Source organism: Nitrosovibrio sp. Nv17, assembly GCF_900119085.1.
Taxonomy (GTDB): Bacteria; Pseudomonadota; Gammaproteobacteria; order Burkholderiales; family Nitrosomonadaceae; genus Nitrosospira.
The window spans coordinates 69,488-96,481 of record NZ_FPIQ01000003.1 but is presented as its reverse complement, the minus strand read 5'-3'; the positions used below and the strand labels follow the sequence as shown (position 1 = coordinate 96,481).

The window sequence follows — 26,994 nt, the reverse complement described above, 5'->3', positions numbered from 1 at the left end:
GAGAGGAGGCTGTCATGCTGTATACCATCGCCGTCATTCTGATTGTCCTGTGGCTGCTGGGGCTGGTGAGTTCCTACACCATGGGAGGATTCATCCACCTGCTCCTGGTGATTGCCGTCGTGGTGGTGCTGCTCAGGATCATTAGCGGGCGCAGGCCCTTGTAGGGAAGGGGGCGAGGCAGAAACCGTACGCCGGCAGCGGACGACGTTCGTGGCGGGTTGAAGTACCTGGAGGTTTTGGATAAGATAGGCTCACCTCGTCTGGCCGGTACACGACCTTCGCGTCAGGATCGTTCCGGACAGTACGGCGCGCTCTCTTTGATTCGAAGTGACGATCATCAGATGACACGTTCGACCATAAGCTGCATGAGAAAGGCGTTGCTCATGACATTGTTGCCGCTATGGCTCTGCGCTCCGGTTCTTGCCCAGAAGCCGGAACCACGGGAGTATCCCTGGGAAAAGACCATCAAGCGGATCGAGGCGGAGGAGGCCAAGGCGGTCAAGCCGAAAAAACCGGAGTCGGAATCTCAGGACAATGACACCGGAAAATCCGAGAAAAAGGCGGAAGTGGAGAGCAAGTCAGGCAGGTAAGGAAGACGCTTTTTTCCCTTTCGGAGCCGAGCGGATCGGGCAAATGATGAGACTGAAGCCCGGATATTCCAGCACATTCACATGGGTGCGCTGATTTTTTATTGCGTGGTCTACTTCATCGGCTATCACGCGGCCTGGTTGCTCGGTCGGCTCGACAGGCGCTCCCTCGCACGCCAGTGGCGGAGCGGAGGCATTGCTCTCGTGGGCTGCGTCGCACTGGGGCATGCCTACATGATATTGAGCGCTCCACTGCCTCATGGCCAGGACGCGGGGCCGGGGTCTGCCCTGGCTTGGTACGTCATCCTGCCGGTTGTGGTCATCGTGGCCATGGTGCTGTACCTGGACCGGCAGGAAGAGAACGATACCGATAGTTCCTCTTCGTAACCTCACCCCTGGCAGGGTGGTCCTGTACATCGGTACAATGGACGCCATGCCTGGATCCCCTAGAATACGGATTCGGGACTCATACCTTCCATCCTCCATTGGCGGTATGCCCGACCCGGTACGCGGCTCCTCATGGGCGTACCGGGTTTTCGCATCCCATCGCGCTGCCGCTCAGTGTCCCGATGCGGCGTCGATCGCCTCGTTGCTCCTGAATATCGAATCATCCGCATCGCCGCCGACGGTGAGGAATCCCACCAGCCCCTTCTCCATGCGAGAGAGCGCATGGTCCACCAGAATGTAGCGTCCCGGGTAGTCCACCTTGAATTCCACGATGGCCGCGCCTCCAGGCGGGACCAGTGTCGTCTGCACATCGCGCAGCGGCGGGCTGGTCAGCGAAGCCTGGTTGTATACCTTGTCGAAGACTTCCCCGATGACATGGAAACTGGAAACCAGGTTGGGGCCTCCTACTCCGAAGTAGATGCGCACGGTTTCACCCACGCGCGCCCGCATGCCGTGGGTCCTGGTGAGCGCGTCCACTGTGCCGTTGAAGGTGAGATAGCTCGGATTCTCGGCGAGCAGTCGCTCGAGCGAGAATTCCTGCAGGCCTGGGGTACCGTGCCGCTGTGCGGTGTAGAGCTCTCCCTGCATCACGTAGAATTCCCTGTCCACCTTCGGCAATCCTTCCTCCGGTTCGACCAGGATCAGCCCGTACATGCCGTTCGTGATGTGCTGGGCCACCATGGGGGTGGCGCAGTGGTAGACGAAGAGTCCTGGGTGCAGTGCCTTGAAGGTGAAGCGTCTGGTCTGCCCGGGACCCGCCTGGGTGACCGCGGCCCCGCCTCCGGGCCCGGTGACTGCATGGAAATCCACGGAGTGGATATGGGTGCTGCTCTGCGCGTTGCGCAGGCTGACGGTGACCGTGTCGCCCACCCGGATGCGCACGAACGGTCCCGGCACCTTGTCGTTAAAGGTCCAGTAGCGGTAGGTGCTGCCATCGGCGAGGCGGCCCTCGATTTCGGTGGACTCCAGCTCCAGGGCGACGTTCATGGGAGCTCGGCCGGCTGTGGGCGGGCCCACCTCATGCGGATCCTGTGCGACCTCGATCGCCTGATCCGGTGCGGTCGACTGCGGTTCGCCAACGACGAGCCGGCCGGACATGCCCGCCGCCTTGTGGCCCGGCAGGGTGCACAGGTACTCGAAGCTGCCGGACCGGCTCGCCTTGAAAACGACCGTGGTAGCCGAGCCTTTCACGCTGATGTTGTCCGATTTGGCGCTGAACTCGGGTATGGCGATATCATGGACGGCACCATCGCCGTTGACGAGGCTGATCTGCACCACGGCGCCTTCGGGTACCGCCAGGTCCGGATTGATCCTGTCGGCAATCGTCCGGCTTTCACCGACGAATACCAGCTTGCCATCCGCGATGTCGGTGCGCAGCGTGAAGGTTACGGTGGGTATGTATGTGACGGTGTCGTGATGGCCTGCTCCCGCGGAATATGCCGCTTGGGCGAAAATGGCGATATGGATGGCCGTGAGCAGGGAAATTGTCGTGCGCATGTGCGATTCCGGCGGAATGGGATGGAAGGAAGCAGGGCTGGCGCGCGCCAGGGTTGCCGGGAGGCGGCCGCAGACCAGAAGGCCGCGGCCCTATGGCCGGATTCCCGATGGCAGTGAACATCGTAAGTGTCGACCGGCTCCGCCGTCAAGTCATCAGCGTGGAAAACTGCGGTCGGCCCTGCGGTTCGGCCCCGCTCGATTTGTTGGGACGGGTCTTTTCAGGTATCATAGATGATCATGACAAAGTACGTTTTTGTGACAGGTGGCGTGGTGTCTTCCCTTGGGAAGGGCATAGCCGGCGCATCTTTGGCTGCGATACTCGAGACGCGCGGTATCAGCGTGACCCTCCTCAAGCTCGACCCCTACATCAACGTCGATCCCGGCACCATGAGCCCATTTCAGCATGGCGAGGTGTTCGTCACCGAGGACGGCGCGGAGACCGATCTCGACCTGGGTCACTACGAACGATTCATCAGCGGCAGGATGAGCCGCCGTAACAACTTCACCACCGGCCAGATCTACGAGAACGTGATCAAGAAGGAACGCCGCGGCGACTATCTCGGCGGCACCGTGCAGGTCATCCCGCACATCACGGACGAGATCAAGCGCCATATCCGCGCGGGGGCCGGCAATGCCCAGGTCGCCATCGTCGAGATCGGCGGCACGGTCGGCGACATCGAATCCTTGCCCTTCCTGGAGGCCATTCGCCAGATGGCGGTGCAGCTGCCCCATGAAGACACCTGTTTCATTCATCTGACGTTGCTGCCCTACATCAATTCCGCGGGGGAGCTGAAGACCAAGCCAACCCAGCACTCTGTGAAGGAGTTGCGCGAGATCGGCATTCAGCCGGATGTGCTGCTGTGCCGTGCCGACCGCCCCCTGCCGACGGATGAACGCCGCAAGATCGCACTGTTCACCAACGTGCGCGAGGAAGCGGTGATATCGGCCGTGGATGCGGACAGCATCTACAAGATTCCCGCGCTCCTGCACGAGCAGATGCTCGACGAGATCGTTTGCCACAGGCTCAACATTCTCGCCCGGGCTGCCGATCTCAGCCGGTGGAAGGAGCTGGTGTACGCGCTCGAGCATCCGGAGCGCACGATAGCGATCGCGCTGGTGGGAAAGTACGTGGACCTGACGGAGTCCTACAAATCCCTGTCGGAAGCCCTGGTGCACGCGGGCATCCATACCCGCAGCCGGGTCGAGATCCACTACATCGACTCGGAAATGATCGAGAAGCGGGGGGTCGAGTGCCTGACGGGCATGAATGCGATATTGGTGCCGGGCGGATTCGGCAAGCGTGGCGTGGAGGGCAAGATCATGGCCATACGCCATGCGCGCACGCATCACATTCCCTATCTTGGCATCTGCCTCGGCATGCAGCTGGCCGTGATCGAGTATGCCCGCAGCAAGGCCGGCATGGAGGGCGCGCACAGTACCGAATTCAATGCCGAAACGCCCTATCCGGTGATCGCGCTCACCACCGAGTGGCATACGCGCGAGGGGCATCTGGAGACGCGCGACGCATCGTCGGATTTGGGGGGCAGCATGCGCCTCGGGGGGCAGGAATGCCTGCTGCGGAACGGGTCGCTGGTGCGCAGAATCTATGGCGCGGAAAAGATCATCGAGCGGCATCGCCATCGCTATGAAGTCAACAACGAATACGTTTCCCGGTTGGAGCAGGCGGGCTTGCGCATCAGCGCCGTATCTGCGGGAGAGGGTCTGTGCGAGATGGTGGAACTGCAGCAGACCGAGCACCCCTGGTTCGTCGCCTGTCAATTTCATCCGGAGTTCACTTCCACGCCCCGGGCGGGTCATCCGCTGTTCACGGCGTTCATCGGCGCAGCCATCGATTTCGCGGGAAAACGTGCCACGTCCGGGGCGATGGCTGCCGGCAGATTGAAGAATATCGCGTGAGCAGGCAGTACCCGACCGTTTCTTAACAATACTGATATATCGACCATGTATCATCCCGGTTTGCCGTCCGCGCAGTGCGCCGGGCAGGCATGGTCGGCTGCCATCGTTCCCGTCGCGCTGCCGGACAGGCCCTTCGTACCCTTCCCGTGGGCCGCATCGCCGCACGGGATGCATGAATTTCAACACATGACCCAGGAAAAAACAGTATGAGTGCAATTGTAGATGTCATCGCGCGCGAAATCCTCGATTCCCGCGGCAATCCCACCGTCGAGGCGGATGTGCTGCTCGAGTCGGGTACCCTGGGACGGGCCGCCGTGCCTTCCGGCGCATCCGTCGGCACCCGCGAGGCGGTCGAGTTGCGCGATGGCGATGCGCAGCGTTATGCCGGCAAGGGCGTATTGAAGGCGGTCGAGAATGCCAATACCGAGATCGCCGAGGCGATCATGGGGCTGGATGCCACGGAGCAGGCCTTCATCGACCGGACCCTGATCGATCTCGACGGCAGCGACAACAAGTCGAGGCTGGGCGCCAATGCGGTGCTGGCGGTGTCGCTGGCGGTGGCGAAGGCCGCGGCGGAGGAATCAGGCCTGCCGTTGTACCGCTACCTGGGCGGGGCGGGGCCCATGTCCATGCCCGTACCCATGATGAATGTCATCAACGGCGGCATGCACGCCAACAACAAGCTCGATCTGCAGGAGTTCGTCATCATTCCGCTGGGCACACAGAGCTTTCGCGAGGCGCTGCGTTGCGGTGCCGAGATATTCCATACGCTGAAGCGATTGCTGCAGGATCGGGGAATGAGCGCAGCGGTAGGAGATGAAGGCGGGTTCGCTCCCCGGCTGGACGGCAATGAGGCGGCCTTGCAGCTGATCGTGGAGGCCATCGAGCAGGCGGGCTACCTTCCGGGCCCGGACGTCGCGATCGGACTGGATTGCGCCAGCTCGGAGTTCTACCGGGATGGCAAATACCACCTGAAGTCGGATGGCCTGAGCCTCAGCTCCGCACAGCTTGTCGACTACCTTGCCGCCTGGGTCGACAAGTATCCGATTCTCAGCATCGAGGACGGCATGAGCGAGCATGACTGGGATGGCTGGAAGCTGCTGACGGACAGGCTCGGCAAATCGGTGCAGCTGGTCGGGGACGACATCTTCGTGACGAACAGCGGCATCCTCAGGGAAGGCATCGCGCAGGGCATCGCCAATTCCATCCTCATCAAGGTCAACCAGATCGGCACCCTGACCGAAACCTTCGCCGCTATAGAAACCGCCAAGCGGGCGGGCTATACTTCCATCGTTTCGCACCGTTCCGGCGAAACGGAGGATACCACCATCGCCGACATCGCCGTGGCCACCAACGCATTGCAGATCAAGACCGGATCGCTGTCCCGTTCGGATCGCCTGGCGAAGTACAACCAGTTGCTGCGCATCGAGGAAGATCTGGGGGACGCCGCCACCTATCCGGGACGGAGCGCCTACTACCAGCTCAGGTAGGGTGTCGGCGAGCGCCCTCCGTCGTGCCGGCGGTACGGGCGGGAAGATGGGCCGCGACGAGGGCGGTCCGTTCAGCGAAGGACTGGAGGCATCCGGATGAAAATGCTGCCGAGTCTCGCCATCATTGCCCTGATTGCCCTGCTGCAGTATCCGCTGTGGCTGGGAAAGGGGGGCTGGCTCAAGGTATGGGAACTCGACCGGCAACTTCAGTCCCAGCATGACGTCAACCGGAAGCTGCACTTGCGCAATGCCATGATGGATGCCGAAGTACGAGACCTCAAACAGGGTCTCGATGCCGTCGAAGAGCGAGCCCGCAGCGAACTGGGCATGATCCGGGAGGACGAGATCTTCTTTCATCTGCCGGTGGATGCGATACCGGTACCGTCGGCGGAGGGGGGGTAGCCCGCCCGGTGGCATCCAATCGCAACCGACAGATCCTGCATTCGCCGATTCGGATCGGCTCCGGTCCATGAATCGGCTACGGAGGGAGCATCCATGCATTTTTTCCTGATGGTTGGTATCGCCTTGGCCGCGGGTGTCGTGGGATTTGCGCTGCAGAACAACATGCTGGTGACGGTTTCCGTGGCCCTGTGGCAATTCGAGGGCTCCCTCGCGCTGGTGTTGCTGGTCGCAATGGGCCTGGGCGTGCTGGCCGCCGGCTTGTTGTCCTCACCGACATTGATCCGGAACCGCTGGGCGCGTTCCCGCCTGCAGGGCCAGGTCCTGCGACTGGAGCAGGACAAGGCGGCACTGGCGCGACGCATCGCGGAACTGGAAGCCGAACTTGAGAAGCTGGCGCCCAGGCTGGTCCGCGAGGAACCGGTCCGTTTCCCGGGGCTGCAGTCCCTGTTTCTGGACAACCCCGGGAAATCCAGCGAATAGCGCTTCATCGGCATCATCCGGCCGGCCTGCAGAAGGCCCGGAACTGCCCGGCATGGCGGCGGAGATGCGGTCCGGCGGACGCCCATTTCAAGGAAGTCATGTAGGAAATTCCCGACAGGGCATCAACGTATGCCCATACCATAATAGGTGGAAAGAGGCGTAGGAAATTCCTGACGCAACGGAGAAATATGCTTACAACATATATCTTCCTTTCCTGATAGACGCCCGTACGTACTTATCCTATATTCCCATCAACACCCATGGCTGAATCACGGGATAGGTGGATGTCATATCATCCATGGAAACGGGAATAGGGAAATGAAGATTCTCATCGCTCCTTCGCATCGGAAATTTTCCCCTGCGTTTGACATCATCATAACGTGCGGTCTTCCGCTCCTTCCTCTGGGCCGCAGCGCTTCAGGAGCCAGATGCGACGACGGTATCGTGTGCCGGACGACCCTGCATCGAGGCCATCCATTCGGATTTCATCGCCTGCAGAGTATTGCAGGCCGGATGGCCGAGAAGCTGCTCGGCGCCACCCGGGGCTTTTGCAAGTCATTTGAAATGCGGCGTCGGCAAGGGCAGGCCGTATCCGCGAAGAATGCGATCATGAAGGAAAGAATGCTTCTTGCCATTCTGCTTCTTTTCTCATTGATTTCCTGCGGACATACCCATTTTTATGATGCGGTTCAGGATACGGGCGCACGCAGGGCGGCGATAGAGAGTGCGCGCCTACGCAACGACCATGACGCCCTGAGCCGGTACTTCGAGGACCTGGCCAGGGAAATGCAGGGGAAAGCCCGGGAGAAGAAGCAACTGCTCGATCATTACGAAAGCAAGAGCTATCTGTACGGGCGACGGGCGGAGAATCTGAAGTCGCACACCGAGGCCGGGGTACGCAGATACGAGAATATCGCCCGCAGAAGCCTCAGGGAGGCGGATGCGCATCGCCGGCTGGCATGCGAATCCGCACGCCAGTCAGGCAGGAACCGGACGATCGACGCATCCTGCCATGAATCCGCCTACAACTGACTTCGGGGGCACGCGGGCAGGATCCGGCATGAACCGCTGTGCTGTCCATCGTCGTATCGGGATGCCGGGAGAGGCGCTTCAGGATGAAGCCATGTAGGGGATACCTGACAGGATATTAACGCATGCCTACATCCGGTATCGCTGCTTCCTGACAGACGCTTGTCGGCATCTCAACTTATATTCATAATCGGATCACAAGGTTGCCATAATTAAAGACACAAAAATGGAGAATATGGACCATGGAACGACTCACCATATCACTGAACGACAAACTGGCCGAACAGTTCGACCTGGTCATGCACAAGCGTGGCTATTTCAATCGCTCGGAGGCAGTCCGCGACCTGATACGGGATCTGCTCGATACCGTGCATTCGGAAGAGCCGGACGAAGGCCACTGCATCGCCACGCTGAGCTATGTCTACAATCATCATGAAAGCGAACTGGCCAGTCTGCTGATCGCGGCCCAGCACGATCATCATGATCTGACGGTGTCGACGATGCACGTCCACATGGACCACGACAACTGTCTGGAGATCGTGGTGCTGAACGGATCTACACGGAAAGTCAAGCATTTTGCCCAGCGCGTCATCGCCACTCGCGGGGTGCGGCATGGCAAGCTGCATCTCCTGCCGGTGGATTTCGTGGATGAGCGGGATGCCGCCCGCAATGTCCCGCATGGCGGGCATGCTCATCCTGCCCACGAGCCTGCCGAGCATACGGAGGATGCCGCGCTGGTGTAGCGGCATGGGGAAGGCTGCTGGCGTCGTCTTTCATTCCAGCAGCTTGTGTTCCGCCACGTAGCGCACCAGTTGCGCGTTGTTCTGCATGTTCATTTTCCCCAGGATGCGTGCGCGATAGGTGCTGACGGTCTTGGCGCTCAGCGCCAGCTTCTGTGAGATTTCGGTCAGGGACACCCCCACCGCGATCAGCTTGAGGACATCGAGTTCGCGGTCGGAAAGCGTGGAGTGTGGAGGAATCGCGGAGGTCGGTCCGAGGTCGAACAGCAGCTTCTCCGCCAATCCCGGATCAATGTATCTTCCACCATTCGCAAGGCGGCGGATCACCGATATCAGCAGGTCGGTCGGACTGTTCTTGGTGAGGTAGGCAGAGGCTCCCGCCCGTATCGTCCTGATGGCGTACTCGTCCTCATGGTACGTGCTCAGCATCAGTATCTGATGCTTGGCGTTGCCGCTCATGAGCCGCTTGAGCACTTCCACGCCGTTCATGCCGGGCATGTTCACGTCGAGCAGGGCGACATCCCAACCGCCGAGCCGCATCTTGTTCAGGGCATCGATGCCATCCGCCGCCTCACCGACGACTACGATATCCGAAGTTTCGGCAAGGATCCGTTTCAGCCCATCCCGAAACAGCCGATGATCATCTGCCAGGAACGTCCTGATTATCATGCTCATTCTCCAGAATCCGAGGAGATGTCAGAAAAAAACCGTCTTCTGTCCATATGCCGGCATCAGCACGGCGTCACGGTGTTCATGGGGTTGTTTCCTCCTTTTCCTTGATGGGTATGCGTACCCGTATCGTGGTCCCTTGCTCTCGTACGCTGACGATGTCGATGCTGCCTCCCAGAACTGCTGCACGCTCGCGCATGCCGAGCAGGCCGAAGGATTTCTTGCCCATGGCATCCGCAGGATCGAATCCCTTGCCGTCGTCGTGCACCTCGACGACGAGATCGTCCACCTCCCGCGACAGCGTGATCTCGACGCGGCTGGCCTGGGCATGGCGGGCGACATTGGTGAGCGACTCCTGCACGATCCGGAAGATGGCTACCGTCTGGTCTTCTTCCAGATCGACAGGATCGTCCATGAGCCGCAGCATACAGTTTATACCGCTATGCTTCCTGAATTCATCCGTCAGCTTCTTGAGAGCGGATATGATACCCAGTCCGAGTGATGCCGGCCGCAGGTGCTCGGCGACATTGCGCACGCTCTGATCCGCGTTGTCCACCAGTTCCGACATGTTGCGCAAAATGATCTGGGTTCTTTCGTTCCTGCCGTCACCCTCGTTTTTCAGCAGCGAGATTTCCAGGCGCAAGGCTGCCAGGAGTTGGCCCAGTTCGTCGTGAATCTCGCGCGCGATGTACTTGCGATCTTCCTCGCGCATCCGCTCCACGTGCGCGGCAAACTCCCGTATGGCCGCGTCCCGCACCCTGAGTTCCCGTTCTTCCGCGAGGTGCGCCTCGGCCTGCTTGCGTTCCAGCCATTTTCCCAGGTCGTCGCCGATGGCATCGATCAGGTTCTGCTCTTCCGGCAGCAGGAAGGGCTGGGCTTCACTGTAAAACACGTCGATCCAGCCGTACGGCTCGCCGTAGACCATGACCTGCTTGCGCAGCACACGCTTGTGATCCTTGTCATACTGGTTGGAGATGAATTCCCTGTCGGCGAGTTCGATCCGGATGCTGGTGGAATTGGGAAACTGCATGGCCGCGATCAGCTGTACCAGAATGGTGTTGCAGACCTCCTCCAGGGATCCCGATTCCATTCCCCGGCGGATGGCATAGAAGCAATTGATTTCCTTCAATCGCTCCCGCAAGGATTCCTTGACTTGCCGCAATTTCACGACTTCCCGTTCGATCGCCTTGGCCATGGTGTTGAAGCCGGCGCCGAGTTCGGCGATTTCGTTGTGCGTGACGATATCGCAGCGGGTGGAATAGCTGCCCTGCGCGATGCTGCTGGCCTGGCGGCTGAGAGAAGCGAGCGGATGCAGGATGTTGCGGCGCATGTAGATCGTGGCGATCGCCACGAGAAACAAGGCTCCGCACAGCACCGTCAGGATCAACAGCACCTGCCGCTGGAACTTCATCTGCAGATCGTCCAGCATGGTGCGCGTGCGCTTGTCCAGTTCCTGCATGAACTGGCCGATCGGCTCCATGATCTTGGATTTTTCCGCGCTGTAGCGCTTGCCGAACAGCAGATCGATCGCGTAATTGCGGTCGGGCGCGCCGGCCACGATGAAATGACCGTAGCCGTCGTCATACAGCCCCTTGATGGCTGCGAAGGCTTCCCTTTCCAGGTTGGTCAGATTGTCGGAATACTTCTGCGACTGCAGCAGCAAGTCGAGCTCGTGCTCGCTGAAGCCCTCGCGGCGCATCAGGTCCATCAAGGAAATGGTCTCGCCAAGCGCGCCGGGGGCGGGGGATTCGGTCATGCTCCAGTAGGTGATCGGGTAATCCTGCGGCCGTGGCTGCTTGCCGTTGCGTATGTCGAGAATCTCGAAGAAAAATTTTTCATAAATGGGGTCACCGGTAATGACATAGCTGCGGGCCATCTTGGTCAGATCCTCGGAACTCTGGAACAGCTCGCTTGCCAGCCGCAGGGAGCGGTACTTGCGACGCTCGGCCTCGGTGATCTCGTCCAGCGTGTCCAGCACCTGGGAAGACAGCAGGATCAGCAGCCCGAGTCCCAGCACAGTGACGATGAGGCTGAGATTGGTGAAGACACCGATTTTCATACGCTCCTCACCTTCCTCAGGTTCCTTGAGTGGCGGCAATCCGGATGTTTCCGCCATGGCCGGGCGGGGGCCTTGCACCCTATGCTTATCTCGTGATTATCCATAATAGATATCCTGGGCCGGATGGAGACTCGACAGCCTGATCAAGTGTACCAGTTAGGATCGAGAACAATAGGGGGTGGTACTTTCGATAATATCCATATTGATTGGCCTCCATTTTCGGTGTGATCGCCGAAAACAGGCCGTGGCATTGATTATCCGGGTATTGGGAGCGGGATGTGGTAATAAATTATAGATCAATTGTCTTACACAAAATTTTTGGATTGTGGGTATCTGTTGATGACTTGCATGGAAAAGCGCTGCATGATTGTGCACGTCGCATCAACCAACACAAGGGAGTTTTCAAGGATGAAAAATCATAAGGAGAGGCACGAAAAAAACGGCCGTGGTCCGATCCCGGCCGGAGGCATCCTGGTGAACGGCGGCGGTACCTGGGACAGGATCGGGCGCGTTCCTGTCCGCATGGCGGCGGCAATCCTGGCGGCGAGCTGCCTCGCGCTCCCGGCGACCGCCAGCGCGGCGGATTCGGATTTCGCGGTTCCGCGCGGCCCCAAGTTCTCGATCGACGAGACCAAGTGGATCAGCGTGGGCATGGGGTTCCGGGGGTCGGGCATATGGGCCGAGAAGCGGCCCGGCAACGGCTATGCCAGCGCCTTCAGCATCGACAACGCCCGGGTATACCTCAACGGGCAGATTCACGAGTACGTCAAGTTCGAAGTCAACACGGAGTGCTTCTTCTGCAACAACACCGGGCCGAACGACAATCCCAAGATGTCCTACAACATCCTGGACGCGATCGGGAAGGTCGAGATCAACCGCTACGTGAATTTCTGGGGCGGACGCATGCTGGTGCCCACGGAACGCGGGGAACTGAGCGGCCCGTTCTTCCAGGCGACCCACGATGCCTTCAAAACGCCGTTTTTTTCACAGGACTTCAGCACCAAGTTCGGCAGCGGCGGCGCGGGCCGCTACGGTCGTGACGACGGCGGCACCTTCTGGGGCAGCGTCGAGCCGGGTTTCATCCCCGGCACCCTGGGTTACGCGGTGGGGGTGTATCGCGGCCTGCAGTCGTCCCGTACGCTGGGCCCCAACCAGGGGAACGACGTGCTGTGGGCGGGGCGCTTCACCTACAACTTCCTGAACCCGGAAAAGAATCCGGGCTACTACACCAGCAGCACCTACTTCGGCAAGGCGGGCGACATCCTGGCCCTCGCGTTCGGCGCCTCCTACCAGAAGAACGGCGCCGGATCGTTTGCCAACCGCAGCGATTTCCTCGGTCTGGTGGGCGACATCCTGTTCGAGAAGGTCCTTCCGAAAAACACGGGAGTAGTCACCGTCAATGGAGAATACAAGCAGTTCTACGCCGACTACGCCCCGGCCGCCTTCGCCGATCCGGGCTGTTTCTGCATATTCGACGGAAAATCCTGGACCGTCACGGGGCTTTACCTGATACCGGTCAAGGTGGGTATCGGCAAGTTCCAGCCCTACGGCCGGTTCACCAGCATCCAGCCCAACAACAGCAGCAACCGCGAGGAAATCGAAGCCGGCGTGAACTACATCATCGACGGCTTCAACGCGCGCATTTCCGCCTACTACCAGCATGGAGACCTTTACACCAAGGGGCTCAACTACGCGCCGGGGGTGACGGGACGCGCGGTGGACGTCTTCAAGCTGTCGTTCCAGTTGCAGATGTGATCCGGGCGCAGGGAAAGACAAGCCATGAAATTTTGCACAACCACGCACAGGATGACGATGCAACCGACCACACAGCAGGGTAGCCCGGCGAACCCGAACGGACGCGACCTCGCATCCTCGGCGCGCCGCCTGTATCCGGTATCCTCCCAGCCCTCGCCGCAGGTAGCGGCGGGTCTGCCGCAGGCGCCGCTGCAGGCACGGCTGTCCCTGGGATTCGAGGCGGATGGCGGTACCACCCGATTGATCGAGCGGTGCCATTTCGGGCCGCTGATCGTGCAGAAGCCGCTCTATCCCGAGGGACGGAAGGTGTGCCACGTGGTGGTGATCCATCCGCCGGGCGGCGTGGTGGGAGGGGATGATCTGGAGATTTCCGCCAAGGCGGGTCCGGCTGCCCAGGTGCAGCTCACCACGCCCGGTGCGACCAAGTGGTACCGGGCCAATGGGCACGTCTCGCGCCAGCACGTCCGGCTCGAGGTGGCCGCCGGCGCGGCGCTCGAATGGGTGCCGCAGGAAACCATCTTCTTCGACGACGTGAACGTCGCCCTGGATCAGGAAGTGCTGCTGGAGAAGGATGCAAGCTACATCGGTTGCGAAATCCTGTGTTTCGGCAGGACCGCCTCGGGCGAATCCTTCACGAAAGGGCAGATCGCCCAGCGCATCGGCATCCGCCGCGACGGCAGGCTGATATGGCTGGAGCGGCTCAGGCTGGCGGGAGGCAGCTTCGCCATGGGCAGTCCGCTGGTGCTGGCGGGCAACACGGTGTGCGCGACCCTGCTCGCAGTGGGCCGCCCCGCGCCCGCGGAGGTCCTGGAAGCGGCGCGGGAGGCGGCGGGAGCTCTGGCGCAAGGTACCGGCCAGGTGGGCATCTCGCAGCTGAAGTCGGTGGTGGTGGCGCGCTACCTGGGGAATTCGAGCGAAACGGCGCGGCGGATCATGCTGCATGTCTGGGGGCTGCTGCGACCCGGCATGCTGGACCGGGGGGCGATCGTGCCCCGCATGTGGAATACCTGAGGACGCCAAGCAGGATCGACGATGTGAAGCACTTGTTATTTTACTGAGGAGGAAACCATGGACTTGACACCAAGAGAAAAAGACAAACTGCAGATATTCACGGCGGCACTGGTGGCGGAGCGCCGCAAGGCGCGCGGCCTGCGGCTCAACTATCCGGAAGCGGTAGCCCTGATCACCGCGGCCATGCTGGAGAGCGCGCGCGACGGGCACACAGTGGCGCACCTCATGGCGGAGGGCAGGACCATACTCAGCCGTTCGGAAGTCATGGAAGGCGTGCCGGAGATGATCCCCGACATCCAGATCGAGGCGACGTTCCCGGACGGCACCAAGCTGGTGACCGTGCACAACCCCATACCCTAAACCCAAAAAAACAGGAGATCCATAATGGCTAGACTACCTTTGGTTCCGGGCGAGGTGTTCGTGCAACCCGGCGAGATCGAATTGAACGTGGGCAGGAAAACGAAAACCATCAAGGCTGCCAACAGCGGCGACCGCCCGATACAGATCGGCTCCCATTTCCACTTCTACGAGGTCAATTCCGCGATGCAGTTCGACCGCGACGAGGCCTACGGCATGCGCCTGAACATCATGGCCGGCACCGCGATCCGCTTCGAGCCGGGCCAGGAGCGCACCGTCGAGCTGGTCGAGCTCGCCGGAGACCGTGCGGTGTATGGATTCAACCAGAAAGTGATGGGCAAGCTGAAATAACGGCGTACCGCCAACAACCTACGGAGGAGTAGAAAAATGACATTCAAAATTTCCCGTGAGACGTATGCCGAGATGATGGGCCCCACCAAGGGCGACCGCATCCGTCTGGCAGACACGGAACTGTTCATCGAGATCGAGAAGGATTTCACCACGTACGGCGAGGAAGTCAAGTTCGGCGGCGGCAAGGTGATCCGCGACGGCATGGGGCAGTCGCAGCGCAATCATGCGGACGTGGTGGACACGGTGATCACCAATGCGACCATCGTCGATCACTGGGGCATCGTGAAGGCCGACATCGGCATCAAGGGTGGCAAGATCGCGGGCATCGGCAAGGCCGGCAACCCGGACATCCAGCCCAACGTCACGATCGCCATCGGCGCCGCGACGGAAATCATCGCCGGCGAGGGACTGATCGTCACCGCGGGCGGCATCGATTCCCACATCCACTTCATCTGCCCGCAACAGGCCGAGGATGCCATGATGAACGGCATCACGACCATGCTGGGCGGCGGCACCGGCCCGGCGGTCGGCACCGCGGCCACCACCTGCACGCCGGGACCCTGGCACATCCATTCGATGCTGCGGGCCTCGGACGGCATGGTGATGAACACGGGCTTCTTCGGCAAGGGCAACGTCAGCCTGCCGACGCCCAACGAGGAGCAGGTACTGGCGGGCGCGTGCGGCCTGAAGCTGCACGAGGACTGGGGCACCACCTACGCCGCCATCGACAACTGCCTCGCGGTCGCGGACAAGTACGACATCCAGGTAGCCATCCATACGGACACCATCAACGAAGGCGGCTATCTCGAGAACACCATCGCCGCGTTCAAGGACCGCACCATCCACACCTTCCACACCGAGGGTGCGGGCGGCGGCCATGCGCCGGACATCATCGCGGTCGTGGGGCTGGACAACGTGCTGCCGTCCTCCACCAACCCGACGCGGCCCTACACGGTGAACACGCTGGACGAGCACCTCGACATGCTGATGGTGTGCCACCACCTGCACGCCAACATCGCCGAGGATCTCGCGTTCGCGGAGTCGCGCATCCGCAAGGAAACCATCGCGGCGGAAGACATCCTGCACGACATGGGCGCCATCTCGATGATGTCGTCCGACTCCCAGGCCATGGGCCGCATCGGCGAGGTCGTGCTGCGCACCTGGCAGACCGCGCACAAGATGAAGATTCAGCGCGGCACGCTGCAGGAGGACAATTCCCGGAACGACAACTTCCGGGTCAAGCGCTACGTCGCGAAGTACACCATCAACCCCGCCATCACGCACGGCGTGGCGCACGCGATCGGCTCGGTCGAAGTGGGCAAGTACGCGGATCTGGTACTGTGGAGGCCCGCCTTCTTCGGCGCCAAGCCGTCCATGATCCTGAAGGGCGGCATGATCGCGGCCTCGCTGATGGGTGATCCGAACGCCTCGATCCCGACGCCGCAGCCGGTGCACTACCGCTACATGTTCGGCGGCTACGGCGGCGGCATCAAGACGTCGAGCTTCACCTTCGCGTCGAAAGCCTCCATCGAGGCCGGCCTGGTCGACACCCTCAAGCTGGACAAGACCCTGATCGAGGTCAAGGACACGCGCAACCTGCGCAAGAAGGACATGATCCACAACGGTGCCACGCCGAAGATGGAAGTCGATCCGGAAACGTACGAGGTCCGCGCCGACGGACAGCTCCTGACCTGCGGTCCGGAGGACGTACTGCCGATGGCGCAGCGCTACTTCCTGTTCTGAGGCCGACATGCTTACCCTCAATACCAGGATTGCGCAGGCGGATTCGGTTTTCTCACAGCTGATTCTGCCTTACGAGCTGCGGGAAAACAGCCGCCTGCGCACCACGCTTGCCTCGGGGGAGGAGATCGCCATCTTCACGGAGAGGGGGACCGTCCTGCGCAACAACGATCTGCTGGCAAGCGAGGATGGCAGGGTGGTGCAGATCGTCGCGGCACAGGAGCCCACCTACAGGATCACCTGCCGGACGCCCCGTGACCTGCTTCGTTGCGCCTTCCATCTGGGGAATCGCCACACGCAGACCCAGGTGGGCGACGGGTTCCTGCGCATCCTGCAGGACAGCGTGCTGAAGGAGATGATCGAAGGACTGGGGGCCACCGTCACGGAGGAGAGCGCGCAGTTCGAGCCCGAGTCGGGCGCCTACAGCGGCGGGGGGCATCACCATGGCGATGGTCACGATCACTCCCATGATCATGACCATTCCCACTCCCATGGGCATGGACCGCTGGCTCCGATTCCGGTGCGGCAGCGGATCCATCGTCCGTCGGACAAGCCGTCGGGGCAGGGGTCGTGAGCATGATGGGCTCGGCCTCGCTGCTACGTCTGCTGCAGCTGGCCAGCCCGTCCCTGCCTATCGGTGCCTACACCTATTCGCAGGGACTGGAGGCGGCCATCGAGGCGGGAACGGTCGGGGACGAGCACTCCGCCCGCATCTGGATCACCGAGGCGCTGGGTGTGGTGGCGGATTTCGAGGCGCCAATCCTGTGGCGGCTGCTGAAGGCGTTTTCCGCACGCGATGCGGCGGCGGTGAGCTACTGGACGGAGTGTTTCGTGGCCTCCAGGGATACTGTCGAGTTTCGTGCGGAGACCATCCAGATGGGTTATTCGCTGGGCAAGCTGGTGGCCGATCTGAGGATTGCCGACGATACGCTGCTGGACATCCTTTCGGCGCAATCCGAGGTGCCGCTCCCCACCGCCTTCGCCTGCGCTGCCGAGGCGTTGGCGGTGCCGCACGGGGTCGCGGTGCTGGGAATGCTGTTCTCCATGGTGGAGAATCAGGTGCTGGTGTGTGTGAAATCGGTTCCACTGGGACAGGTTTCAGGTCAGCGGCTGCTGCTTTCGCTGCATCCTCCGATCGAGGCCGCGGCGAACCATGCGCAACAACTCGAGGACGATGATCTGTGCAACTGGGCACCGGGGTTGTCCTTGCTTTCCATGCAGCACGAAGTGCAGTACAGCCGTATCTATCGATCCTGAACCTGGGTTGCTATCGGAAATATAACCTCATACTGGAAAGAAAATGCAAAGATCATCGAATCCGCTGCGCGTAGGAATAGGTGGCCCCGTAGGCTCCGGCAAGACCGCCCTGTGCGAGGTGCTGAGCAAAAGGATGCGCGACCGCTACGAAATGGCCGTGATTACCAACGATATCTATACCAAGGAGGACATGGAAATCCTGTTGCGCGCCGAGGCATTGCCCTCCGAGCGCCTGATGGGGGTCGAAACGGGTGGCTGTCCGCACACGGCCATACGCGAGGATGCATCGATCAATCTGGAGGCCATCGCGCGCATGAGCGCGGATTTTCCCGATCTGGATCTCATCCTGGTCGAATCCGGCGGCGACAATCTCGCATCGACGTTCAGTCCCGAGCTCTCCGACCTGACCATCTACGTCATCGACGTGGCCGGGGGCGAGAAGATACCGCGCAAGGGAGGGCCCGGCATCACGCGTTCCGCGCTGCTGGTCATCAACAAGATCGACCTTGCGCCGTACGTGGGTGCGAACCTCGAGATCATGGCGCGCGACGCCAAGAAAATGCGCGGCGAGCGGCCTTTCGTCTTCACCAATATGCATACCGGGGAAGGCATCGACCAGGTAATCGACTTCATCGTGAAGCAGGGGCTGCTGGACGAGGCGCGGTCGCAGCCGTCGCGCAGGCAAGCGAGCGGCTAGGCTGCCATTCGGGAGGGAGGAGGCAGCGCACGAGATTCACTGTTCGGAACGCCGCATCTGACGGGTACCGCATACACAATGATCTCTCATAAAAATACTGGAGGTAACGATAATGGAATGGTCATTAGCGATAGACAAGGCAATACCCCGCCCCCTGCGCGTGATCCTGAGAGGCGTGGGCCAGGTGTTCTTCTGCGGCAACGCCGTGACGGGACTCGTTTTCCTGGTCGCGTTGTATGTCGGGGGTATCACGGCGGGTCTCGCAGCCACCGTCGGCGTCGTCAGCAGCACTGCCGCAGCGTATCTCCTGGGGTTTTCCGAGGATGACATCGACGCGGGATTGTTCGGGTTCAACGGTACCCTGGTCGGGCCCTGCCTGTTCCTGTTTCTGGAGAATACCCCCCAACTGTGGCTGTACGTGGTGCTCGCCTCGGTGCTGTCGAGTGTGGTGCTGGCCGCCCTGATGAAGATCCTGGGGCCGTACAAGATTCCCGCTTCCACCTCGCCCTTCGTCCTGACGTCGTGGATGTTCCTGGTGGCGGTGTATTCGTTCGACGTGTTCTCCAGGGGCCCCGTCCTGCCGGCACCCGGCATCCCCGCCGAGGCGGCCGACGCCGTGGCGATGCCGGCGGACATGTGGTTCACGGCCCTGACCAAGGGCGTCGCCGAGGTGATGTTCGCCGACAGCGTCATCGTCGGCATCATGTTCCTGGTGGGCATTGCCATCACGTCCTTCCGGGGCGCCCTGATGGCGCTGGGCGGAACCATCATCGGCGTGGCCTTCCCCATCATGCTGGGCGCGGACAAGGGCTTGATCGAGATGGGATTGTACGCCTTCAACCCGGTGCTGACCATGATGGCGGTGGGATGGGTCTTCCTCAAGCCCGACATCGCCAGTGCCGTGCTGGCGGTGATCGCGGGGTTCATGACGGTCGTCTGCCACGCCGGGCTGGCCAATTTCCTCGCGCCCATCGGCCTGCCCACGCTCACCTTCCCGTTCGTCCTGACGATGTGGATGTTCCTGTTTGCCGCCGGCAAATCGCGCTACTGGGCGGATTGATCCCCTCGCCGCAAGCAGCGTGCGCGGCGGGATGAGGCAGGGGGTCCCAGGCAAGGCCTCATCAGGAGAAAAAGAAGGGAGACCGGTCCGGCCGCTGGAGATCAGCGGCCGGACCGTTTTTCAGCACCGGTCTCGGATGTGAATCTCACAGGCGAGTTCCGGCCACAAGGCCGGGTTCCCGGTCGTCGCGCGCTGGTTTTTGAAATCTATTGGCCGGTTTCCCGGATCGTCTTCCAGAAGCCATGCAAAGGCCGCCTCGCGGGCCTGCCGTCGCTGGCCTCGGCGGAAGCAGCGCCAAAGCGGGAGGCGCCTCAAGGAGCGTGTTGCTCGTTGTCCAGGCGGACTCGGCCGGCCGGTCACCCACCCGGGCCGCCATGGAAGCCTCTTCCCGCTTCATCGCTACGCATGCAACCGGCTGGTGCGCGGAACGCCCGCCAGCAGGAATGCCATCTGATCGGCCAGAATGTGGCGGTTGCGCAGAATGAAGTGCTCGTGCCGGTTCGGCGTGTAGGGTACGTAGGCCAGCGGCATGCGCGCCTGCTCGGGGCTGCGGTCCGCCTTTTTCGTGTTGCATCCGCGGCAGGCCGTCACGACGTTGGTCCAGGTGTGCCTGCCGCCTTTCGAGACCGGCATCACATGGTCGCATGACAAGTCGTGCATGTCATACCGCCGTGCGCAGTACGCGCATACCTGCCGATCCCGGGCAAACAGCAAGCCGTTGCTCAGCGCCGGTACCGCCGGTCGGTGCGCTGCCCCGCTGATTCCGCGCAGCGTCAGGATGGATTGCGTCTCGATACGCGATCGGCGCCCGTCGTTCTGAATGCCGCCGCGATACTCGCAGACGTGCTCGCCCGCGGACCAGATCACCATGTGTTTGGCATGGTAGGTGATCGCTTCCTCGATGCAGACCCACGCCCGCGGCAGGCCCGACTGCTCCAGCGTCAAAATCAATGGTTCCATGTCAGCCCCTGTCTTGTAGATACACTCTCTCCGGGTACGTGCCCCTGTCTTCTGCAAGGCTGGGCGTGGCAGAGGGATGGCGTGCCAAGAAGGATTCACATCTTCGGCCTCCGCGTTCGAAGCGCGGCGCTCCATTCACCGAGCTACCCCCGATTGCACTGGTGCCGCCGGCAAGGTATCGAGCCTGCCTCTCGGGTGCTTCAAACCCGCGCTAATCCATCTCAGCTACAGCGGCGTCATATATTGAGGGGAGGCGACCCGGATTCGAACCGGGATGAAGGCACGTTGCAGATGCTCGCCTTGCCATTCCCAAGCCCGACGAAAGATGCAATGGCCATGGGTGAAGGCATGGCCGCTCGCCTCGCCGGGCAACGACAAACGATTACCACGTCCAGTTTGTTATAGATCCATCCGCATTTCCGGACGCTGTGCCGGCGCGGCGACTGCAATGCCCGGGTGCCCCACAGAGATTCGGGTTCGGAGAACCTGGTTTCCAACGCCGGCGCATATGCCTGTTCCGCCAGCGGGCCGATAACGAAAAAGCCCGGAGACCTTGCGGTGCAATCCGGGCTTGCTGGTACTTTGATGCTGAAACGAACTACATCCTCAGCATCTCCGGAATGGCACGCGCACCGCGCCCCGATGCGTCAAAATGATTGGGCGCAAAGGGAATGACGGTTCGATCCATGCCACGACGCGGCTGGGCGGGCGCAACGCGGCCCCGGCGGCTTGATGGCTGCAACGCGATTCGTAGGTTCAGTGCGGTTTTCATGGATGAACGCTTGTTGCCCGGGTTGGGGCCGAGAAGACCCTTGTCTCTCGTCAATGGCGGCAATGTAGGGGATGACGGTGGGCTTGTCAAGCGTTGCGACGGGAAATGTTGCGGTACTGCCGGATATTTCAGGGGTATAAGGATGCCTCCAGTTGCAAGCCACCCAGTTTCCGGAGGAGCGTCAGGCCGCCTGTGCATCAAATCCCTTGAATCCACGTAGAATGGGATGACTTCACGCCGCTACGCGTGCAGGTTCTTCGCAGGGTAAAATCTTCCGGTGCCCGGCGAGGCGTCGCATTCGGGCTTCTTCATGCCCCAACCCAGGGACGGCCAAATGGCACAGTTCATCAATTCCAGGGAAGACATCGTCCAGGAGGCGCTAGATGGCCTCGTGGCCGCTTCCGGCGGGCGGCTTGTCAGGTTGGACGGGTATCCTTTCATCCGGGTCGTCATCCGTTCCGATTGGGACAAATCCCGTGTGGCGGTCATCTCCGGCGGCGGGTCGGGACATGAGCCGGCGCATGCGGGCTTCGTCGGCCCGGGCATGCTGACCGCGGCCGTCTGCGGCGATGTCTTCGCCTCGCCCTCCGTCGACGCGGTCCTGGCGGGAATCCTCGCCGTAACCGGAGATGCCGGCTGTGTCCTCATCGTCAAGAACTACACGGGGGACAGGTTGAACTTCGGTCTTGCCGCCGAGCGCGCGCGTGCCCTGGGCAAGCGAGTCACGATGGTCATCGTCCAGGACGATATTGCCATCCCCGGCATGAGCCGCCCCCGCGGCGTCGCTGGCACCATTTTCGTGCACAAGCTTGCCGGGCAGGTGTCCGAGCGCGGCGGCGACCTCGATGCCGTGACCGCGGCAGCGCAGCGGGCGGCTTCCAATGTCAGGAGCATCGGCATGTCCCTCGATACCTGCACCGTGCCGGGCTCACCCAAGGAAAACCGAATCCGCCCGGGTCAGATCGAACTGGGGTTGGGCATCCATGGCGAGGCCGGTGCTTCGCGCATGCCCTATATTGGCGCACGCCAGGCCATGGCCGAGGCCGTGGCAAGGCTACTCCCGACGCTGAACGGCGGCCGCCATGCGGCGCTTCTGAACAACCTCGGCTCGACAACCAACCTTGAAATGTCGATCCTCGCCGATGAACTGAGGAGATCCGCCATCGGCCCCCGTATTTCCCATATCGTCGGTCCCGCCGCGGTGATGACGGCGCTCGACATGCACGGCTTTTCACTGACGCTCTATTCGCTGAACGCCGAGGACGAAAAACTGCTGGCCGCGGAAACGCCCCTGCGTACCTGGCCAGGGCTCAAGCCCTTCGCGGCGCCGCGCATCGTGCCCTTGCCCGACGGGCTATCTCCCGTGCGGCCGAGGCCTTCTGCTGACCCCGCAACCGAGGCGCTGCTCACCCAGTGTTGCAGGACGCTGATTGCTGCCGAGAAGGACCTGAACGCACTCGATGCCAGGGCAGGAGACGGCGATACCGGAACAACGCTTGCTCGTGCCGCGAGAGCCTTGATCCAGAAGCTCGATCAGCTTCCGCTGACGGATGACGCGCAGCTTTATCATGCGCTGGGGCGTGAGCTCAGCCAGACCATGGGAGGTTCTTCGGGCGTCCTGCTCGCGATCTTCTTCACCGCCGCGGGGGATGCGGCATCAAGCGGGCAGGGCGTGGCAGAAGCGCTCAAGGCCGGGTTGGCAAGGATGCAGGAAGTGGGCGGTGCGCAAGCGGGCGACAGGACCATGATCGACGCGCTGTTGCCCGCCCTCGATGCCTTGCCGCGAGGGCTGGCGGAAGCAGCCCGCGCCGCGAGAGAAGGGGCCAACCGCACGGCCGCCATGCCCAGGGCTCAAGCCGGAAGAGCTGCCTACATCGGCGCGGAACAACTGCAGGGACATGCCGATCCCGGGGCGGAGGCCGTTGCAAGATTGTTCCAGGATTTATGCTAGGGTCTTGAATTGTCCCAACTCCTGGGGGTCAGTGCAAACCAACGAAGCGGTCCGCCTCTGGCTTAAAACTGTCCGTTTTCCGGGGAAACGTCACATTCGGCTTCCGGGAGAACGTCAAAGTGTCCACGAAAAAGAGTCAACTCCAGCTAAGGGCAAGCTGGGCAGCATTTTTAGTGGTAGAGGTGACCAATAGGATTAGAGTTTCCCAACGCAGCTTATACACATGACTGAAATGCTATAGTCAGCGGGGAAGCGAAGAAAGTGGAGCTCGGTGGTAGGATATATTTTTGAAGACTAATATGCGCGAGCTTCTAGTCAACATTCTCATTTCGACCGTGATCGTGATCGTAGGCCTCACCTTGATGGTCGTGATGATTCTGAGGAAACGCCGCTTTAAGGTTGAGGTAGTGCAACATTGGCCATTCCACGTCAAGCGGCCACTTTCAACACCGGAGCAGATTCTGTACCACCGTCTGGTCAAGGCCTTACCCGACCATATTATCTTGGCACAGGTGCAGGTTTCTCGGGTCTTGGGCGTCAATAAAGGCTTTAACTTTCACGAGTGGAATAACCGGATTAATCGGTTGAGTTACGATTTTGTAGTCTGCGGCAAAGATGCGGCAGTGCTGGCGGTGATTGAGCTTGACGATAAATCCCATGAAAGAGCCGGTCGTGGCGATGCCGATCGGAAAAAAGACCGTGCAACGGAAGCAGCAGGCGTCCACATGATTCGATGGCACGTTAAAGCTTTGCCGGATCAGGCCACAATCCAGGCTATTATTACATCTCAACCTGTACGATTAAAATCTATTCTCAAGTCCGTCGGTGATTAAATCGCACATTGTTTTACAGAACAGGCCGAGATTGCAAGGACCCGGTGCTATTCAGGCGATGCATTCAAAACGCTGCAAGCGCATCGCGCTACTGCGCGGCAGGCCGTCTACAAGGACGCCCATGCCCGACATCCCGAAAGATGGTCTGGAGCAATACGCAACTGGTCCCGAATCGATGTGGTGCACTTGAATCCGGAAAATGGACGCGCCGTCTCCAGAACCCCCAAAACAACTCTCAAGAAGGTGGCTTGAGTTTTACTAAATGCGACAACTAGCTTGACAAATACCGCTTATGGCTAATATGGCTACTGGCTAGCACTAACCCAGTTCTCTACTTCAAGCGCTGGTACACGAATGAATTCCGAGACGTTGTTCGTTACCAGCACGAGACCTTCACTGCGTGCATGGCCCGCGATGTGCAGATCGTTCACCCCGATGGGTTGGCCCAATTTTTCCAGGGCGGCGCGAATGGCCCCATAGTGCTGGGCAGCTTTGGCGCCGTAGGGCAGTACCTCAAGGCGACTACAAAAGTCCTCGATCGCTGACAAGTTGTTACTGACCTGGCTGCTTTTCTCAGCACCATGCAGAAGCTCAGCCAAGGTGATCGAAGAGATTGCCATTCGGCTGGCATTGGCATTGAAGGAAGGCAGCACCTCGATGGGGCGCCGCTTCAAGACATAAATGACGATGTTGGTGTCCAGCAGATAGCGCAACATCAGAACGACTCTCGCTCAGGCTGGTGCTGGCTGGCGCGTTCAGGCATGAAGTCGTCGCTGACGGTGGGACCGCCCAAGAAGAAGCTGTCCCAGGTCTGGCCGACTGGAGTGATGATGCGTTCATGCCCCCTGACACGCACTTCCACCTTGTGTACGCCTTCGGGCAAGCGCACGTCCACCGGAAGTCGGACAGCCTGTGTGCGGTTATTGATAAAGACAGTGCCGATAGACATTCCGTCACCCCTTGAGTTAAGAAGTATATAGCGATAGTATATCGCTATGCGCCATGATGGGTCAAGATTGAAAGTGACGTTCTCCCGGAAAATTGCTACAGGTTAGAACTGGAGGTAGGATTGCTTCCCGAGGCCCCGCAGGGGCAAGGAGAAGCGATGAAGAAGTCGAGATTCACGGAAGAGCAGATTGTTTACGCGCTGCGTCTGGCCGACGGCGGCCAGACGGTGGTCGATGTATGCCGGCAGCTTGGCGTATCGGAAGCCACGTTCTACACCTGGAAGAAGAAGTACGCGGAGTTGGGCGTGAGCGAGATGCGCAGGCTCAAGCAGATCAAGGAAGAGAATGCGAGGCTGCGGCGCATCGTGGCCGACCTGACACTGGACAAGCAGATCCTGCAGGAGGTGGTGCGAAAAAACTCTGAAGGCTGCCAGGCGGCACGAGCTGGCAGCCTGGATGCAGGAGCGCTTCAAGATCAGCGTGCAGAGATCATGTCGGCTTGCAGCAGAGCGGGGATGGCCCAAGACGATTACCGTGGACAATGGCACGGAATTCACCTCCAGGGCCCTGGACGAATGGGCCTATCGCCGGGGCATCAAGCTTGATTACACACGGCCGGGCAAGCCCACGGACAATGGACTGATCGAGTCATGCAACGGGCGGCTGCGCGATGAATTCCTCAACGTCCATGAATTCATCACCCTGCGCAACGGCAATGACGGCGTACCCGGCAAGGCCGCCTGACCATAGTGCGCGTAAGTGGTCCATGCGCTCGTTGCGGCCGGAAGACGAGCGTCCTTGTGACGGCCATCGGAGAACGCGCACGAAGCGCCCCGAATCATCGAGGTCGTCTTTCCACGTGGTCAGCAGCACCCCGAGGTCAGAACGGGCCCCCATGACCAACGCGTGTTGCGGGGGGGGAATCCGAGGCGCGTGAGGAACTTGCTAATCTTCTCCATAAGACCGTCGTTCGCTCGTGTCACTACGGCTGCTGGAGAGGTTCCGGCAAGTGAAGAAACAAGCCGTAGCGTCGGTGGTGCGGGTTTTTGCCGAACATCAGCGATTGCTCGCAGGCCATGATGTCGGCTGCCGGATCAGTGTTCTCGATGACGATGATCCGCGTGTCGGACATATATTAAAAAAGCCTATGGTTTCTGGTCTTGACCTGCCTGGGACGAAGAAGCTGACTCTCAACCACGTGCTTTCCGACAAGGTCGACGACGTACCAAGCGGGAAGAAGCTCGAGGCCACCAAATCGTTCAAGGCCGCAGTCCGAATGCTCGCAGGTGACAACCGTCCGACAAAAGGGTCGTTACTGCGACCGCTGCGCGTACATGACTATCTGCCCGTCAGCACTCAATCTCTAGATCCCTTGGAGCGCACAGAACAAGCAACTTGCGGCAGAGATGTCCAACACCTAGGCGTTCGTACTAACCAATCAGTCGGTCAAGAAGGCCATTCATCCGACCAAGCCCTCAATTTCTTTAGAAGCCAGGTGCGGCAACCGGCATCCTTCCTTGGCTATATTGATCTCAAGGGCCGCCCTGGCCACATCCAGCACGTCCTCGGCCAATGGATAGTTGCCCTTGGCCCGCAGCCAAGCCAATACATCGGCTAAGTGCCAGATCGACGCACTGCCTTCATGCACTGGCGCTGGGAAGCTGTCTGGATGGGCCAGCATCAGCTTGCGCATGTTCTGCCGTGACATGCCGACGATCTCAGCTACATCAGTCAAGCCGACGAGATCCGGCGCCACTTCGATCAACCGCACCGAAGGTGCAGCGTGATGCACATCGGTCAGCGCGCTGCGAACAGCAGCGCATGCATCGACCGCCTCGCGGGTAAATTCCAATGCCAGGCGACCCGGCTGCCCGATGCCGACCAAGGCATCGTTACAGCCGGCTTCACCCAGGCGCTCGACCAGTGCATCCAGGTCGCTGTCGCCGTCAGTAAGCTGATATTTCAAGGTGAAAGTGTACTCCATTG

Annotated in this window: 29 protein-coding genes, 1 tRNA gene and 1 pseudogene; 21 read left to right on the top strand and 10 right to left on the bottom strand. The window is 60.8% G+C overall.

The window, feature by feature from the left end:
- The first annotated feature begins 14 nt into the window (after positions 1-14).
- From BT108_RS13470 to BT108_RS03120, 3 genes are all read left to right on the top strand, one after another.
- Positions 15-164 carry a lmo0937 family membrane protein gene (locus BT108_RS13470; RefSeq protein ID WP_143142375.1) on the top strand — a complete coding sequence of 50 codons (150 nt, stop codon included), beginning with the start codon at positions 15-17 and terminating at the stop codon, positions 162-164.
- 54 nt (positions 165-218) lie between these two features.
- Positions 219-590 (top strand): hypothetical protein, encoded by a 372-nt coding sequence (locus BT108_RS13465; protein ID WP_143142374.1) that lies wholly within the window; start codon positions 219-221, stop codon positions 588-590.
- An 81-nt stretch (positions 591-671) separates the two neighbouring features.
- Positions 672-974, top strand: coding sequence for a hypothetical protein (locus tag BT108_RS03120; protein ID WP_072293088.1), 303 nt, complete (start codon positions 672-674; stop codon positions 972-974).
- Between the two features lie 171 nt (positions 975-1,145).
- On the opposite strand, the gene nirK is transcribed toward BT108_RS03120, so the two are convergent.
- The gene (gene nirK, locus BT108_RS03115) at positions 1,146-2,531 is read right to left on the bottom strand and encodes a copper-containing nitrite reductase (RefSeq protein WP_177257239.1); all 1,386 of its coding nucleotides are present in this window, start codon (positions 2,529-2,531) and stop codon (positions 1,146-1,148) included.
- 237 nt (positions 2,532-2,768) lie between these two features.
- On the opposite strand from nirK, the gene BT108_RS03110 reads away from it, so the two are divergent.
- The 6 genes from BT108_RS03110 to nikR all read left to right on the top strand — a co-directional run bounded on the left by BT108_RS03110 (position 2,769) and on the right by nikR (position 8,592).
- Positions 2,769-4,448 (top strand): CTP synthase, encoded by a 1,680-nt coding sequence (locus tag BT108_RS03110; RefSeq protein WP_072293154.1) that lies wholly within the window; start codon positions 2,769-2,771, stop codon positions 4,446-4,448.
- Between the two features lie 206 nt (positions 4,449-4,654).
- Positions 4,655-5,938: a phosphopyruvate hydratase gene (gene eno, locus BT108_RS03105; protein WP_072293087.1), complete on the top strand. Its 1,284-nt coding sequence runs from the start codon at positions 4,655-4,657 to the stop codon at positions 5,936-5,938.
- A gap of 96 nt (positions 5,939-6,034) precedes the next feature.
- The gene (ftsB, locus tag BT108_RS03100; protein ID WP_072293086.1) at positions 6,035-6,340 is read left to right on the top strand and encodes a cell division protein FtsB; all 306 of its coding nucleotides are present in this window, start codon (positions 6,035-6,037) and stop codon (positions 6,338-6,340) included.
- A 93-nt stretch (positions 6,341-6,433) separates the two neighbouring features.
- Positions 6,434-6,820, top strand: a complete 387-nt coding sequence (locus BT108_RS03095; RefSeq protein WP_072293085.1) for a LapA family protein — start codon at positions 6,434-6,436, stop codon at positions 6,818-6,820.
- A gap of 621 nt (positions 6,821-7,441) precedes the next feature.
- Positions 7,442-7,852 (top strand): hypothetical protein, encoded by a 411-nt coding sequence (locus tag BT108_RS03090; RefSeq protein WP_143142373.1) that lies wholly within the window; start codon positions 7,442-7,444, stop codon positions 7,850-7,852.
- Between the two features lie 239 nt (positions 7,853-8,091).
- Positions 8,092-8,592, top strand: coding sequence for a nickel-responsive transcriptional regulator NikR (gene nikR / locus BT108_RS03085; protein ID WP_072293084.1), 501 nt, complete (start codon positions 8,092-8,094; stop codon positions 8,590-8,592).
- A gap of 30 nt (positions 8,593-8,622) precedes the next feature.
- Here the strand turns inward: nikR and BT108_RS03080 are convergent, their stop codons facing one another.
- Positions 8,623-9,258, bottom strand: coding sequence for a response regulator (locus tag BT108_RS03080; RefSeq protein ID WP_072293083.1), 636 nt, complete (start codon positions 9,256-9,258; stop codon positions 8,623-8,625).
- A gap of 82 nt (positions 9,259-9,340) precedes the next feature.
- Complete coding sequence (locus BT108_RS03075; protein ID WP_072293082.1) at positions 9,341-11,317, bottom strand: ATP-binding protein; 1,977 nt, start codon at positions 11,315-11,317, stop codon at positions 9,341-9,343.
- Positions 11,318-11,725: 408 nt separating this feature from the next.
- Between BT108_RS03075 and BT108_RS03070 the strand changes: the two genes are divergently transcribed.
- The 9 genes from BT108_RS03070 to yut all read left to right on the top strand — a co-directional run bounded on the left by BT108_RS03070 (position 11,726) and on the right by yut (position 19,545).
- Positions 11,726-13,072 (top strand): hypothetical protein, encoded by a 1,347-nt coding sequence (locus tag BT108_RS03070; protein WP_255369588.1) that lies wholly within the window; start codon positions 11,726-11,728, stop codon positions 13,070-13,072.
- 57 nt (positions 13,073-13,129) lie between these two features.
- Positions 13,130-14,083, top strand: a complete 954-nt coding sequence (locus BT108_RS03065; RefSeq protein WP_083566156.1) for an urease accessory protein UreD — start codon at positions 13,130-13,132, stop codon at positions 14,081-14,083.
- Between the two features lie 57 nt (positions 14,084-14,140).
- Complete coding sequence (locus BT108_RS03060) at positions 14,141-14,443, top strand: urease subunit gamma (RefSeq protein ID WP_072293081.1); 303 nt, start codon at positions 14,141-14,143, stop codon at positions 14,441-14,443.
- Between the two features lie 39 nt (positions 14,444-14,482).
- The gene (locus BT108_RS03055; RefSeq protein ID WP_072293080.1) at positions 14,483-14,791 is read left to right on the top strand and encodes an urease subunit beta; all 309 of its coding nucleotides are present in this window, start codon (positions 14,483-14,485) and stop codon (positions 14,789-14,791) included.
- A gap of 36 nt (positions 14,792-14,827) precedes the next feature.
- The gene (gene ureC / locus BT108_RS03050; protein ID WP_072293079.1) at positions 14,828-16,534 is read left to right on the top strand and encodes an urease subunit alpha; all 1,707 of its coding nucleotides are present in this window, start codon (positions 14,828-14,830) and stop codon (positions 16,532-16,534) included.
- 7 nt (positions 16,535-16,541) lie between these two features.
- A complete protein-coding gene (gene ureE / locus BT108_RS03045) occupies positions 16,542-17,105 on the top strand; it encodes an urease accessory protein UreE (RefSeq protein WP_072293078.1) in 564 nt (187 codons plus the stop codon).
- A gap of 2 nt (positions 17,106-17,107) precedes the next feature.
- Complete coding sequence (locus tag BT108_RS03040) at positions 17,108-17,788, top strand: urease accessory protein UreF (RefSeq protein ID WP_255369587.1); 681 nt, start codon at positions 17,108-17,110, stop codon at positions 17,786-17,788.
- Positions 17,789-17,831: 43 nt separating this feature from the next.
- The gene (gene ureG, locus BT108_RS03035) at positions 17,832-18,485 is read left to right on the top strand and encodes an urease accessory protein UreG (protein WP_072293077.1); all 654 of its coding nucleotides are present in this window, start codon (positions 17,832-17,834) and stop codon (positions 18,483-18,485) included.
- A gap of 112 nt (positions 18,486-18,597) precedes the next feature.
- Positions 18,598-19,545, top strand: a complete 948-nt coding sequence (gene yut / locus BT108_RS03030; RefSeq protein ID WP_072293076.1) for an urea transporter — start codon at positions 18,598-18,600, stop codon at positions 19,543-19,545.
- A 399-nt stretch (positions 19,546-19,944) separates the two neighbouring features.
- Here the strand turns inward: yut and BT108_RS03025 are convergent, their stop codons facing one another.
- Together BT108_RS03025 and BT108_RS03020 are read right to left on the bottom strand one after the other, a co-directional pair.
- Complete coding sequence (locus BT108_RS03025; protein WP_072293075.1) at positions 19,945-20,505, bottom strand: HNH endonuclease; 561 nt, start codon at positions 20,503-20,505, stop codon at positions 19,945-19,947.
- 159 nt (positions 20,506-20,664) lie between these two features.
- A tRNA-Phe gene (locus tag BT108_RS03020) sits at positions 20,665-20,740 on the bottom strand.
- Positions 20,741-21,611: 871 nt separating this feature from the next.
- Between BT108_RS03020 and BT108_RS03015 the strand changes: the two genes are divergently transcribed.
- Together BT108_RS03015 and BT108_RS03010 are read left to right on the top strand one after the other, a co-directional pair.
- Positions 21,612-23,228, top strand: coding sequence for a dihydroxyacetone kinase subunit DhaK (locus BT108_RS03015; RefSeq protein WP_072293074.1), 1,617 nt, complete (start codon positions 21,612-21,614; stop codon positions 23,226-23,228).
- Positions 23,229-23,527: 299 nt separating this feature from the next.
- The gene (locus BT108_RS03010) at positions 23,528-24,061 is read left to right on the top strand and encodes a DUF2726 domain-containing protein (protein WP_072293073.1); all 534 of its coding nucleotides are present in this window, start codon (positions 23,528-23,530) and stop codon (positions 24,059-24,061) included.
- A 305-nt stretch (positions 24,062-24,366) separates the two neighbouring features.
- On the opposite strand, the gene vapC is transcribed toward BT108_RS03010, so the two are convergent.
- Together vapC and vapB are read right to left on the bottom strand one after the other, a co-directional pair.
- Positions 24,367-24,777: a type II toxin-antitoxin system tRNA(fMet)-specific endonuclease VapC gene (vapC, locus tag BT108_RS03005; RefSeq protein ID WP_072293072.1), complete on the bottom strand. Its 411-nt coding sequence runs from the start codon at positions 24,775-24,777 to the stop codon at positions 24,367-24,369.
- Positions 24,777-25,010 carry a type II toxin-antitoxin system VapB family antitoxin gene (gene vapB, locus BT108_RS03000; RefSeq protein WP_072293071.1) on the bottom strand — a complete coding sequence of 78 codons (234 nt, stop codon included), beginning with the start codon at positions 25,008-25,010 and terminating at the stop codon, positions 24,777-24,779. The genes vapC and vapB overlap by 1 nt, the downstream gene beginning before the upstream one ends.
- A gap of 156 nt (positions 25,011-25,166) precedes the next feature.
- On the opposite strand from vapB, the pseudogene BT108_RS14260 reads away from it, so the two are divergent.
- A pseudogene (locus BT108_RS14260) lies at positions 25,167-25,719 on the top strand (transposase); the annotation flags it as partial.
- On the opposite strand, the gene BT108_RS13775 reads toward BT108_RS14260, so the two are convergent.
- From BT108_RS13775 to BT108_RS02985, 3 genes are all read right to left on the bottom strand, one after another.
- Positions 25,657-25,905, bottom strand: a complete 249-nt coding sequence (locus BT108_RS13775; protein WP_177257233.1) for a hypothetical protein — start codon at positions 25,903-25,905, stop codon at positions 25,657-25,659. The pseudogene BT108_RS14260 and the gene BT108_RS13775 sit on opposite strands and share 63 nt — an antisense overlap.
- Before the next feature lie 85 nt (positions 25,906-25,990).
- The gene (locus BT108_RS13770; RefSeq protein ID WP_177257237.1) at positions 25,991-26,140 is read right to left on the bottom strand and encodes a hypothetical protein; all 150 of its coding nucleotides are present in this window, start codon (positions 26,138-26,140) and stop codon (positions 25,991-25,993) included.
- Between the two features lie 327 nt (positions 26,141-26,467).
- The gene (locus BT108_RS02985) at positions 26,468-26,992 is read right to left on the bottom strand and encodes a helix-turn-helix transcriptional regulator (protein WP_072293068.1); all 525 of its coding nucleotides are present in this window, start codon (positions 26,990-26,992) and stop codon (positions 26,468-26,470) included.
- Positions 26,993-26,994 lie beyond the last annotated feature (2 nt).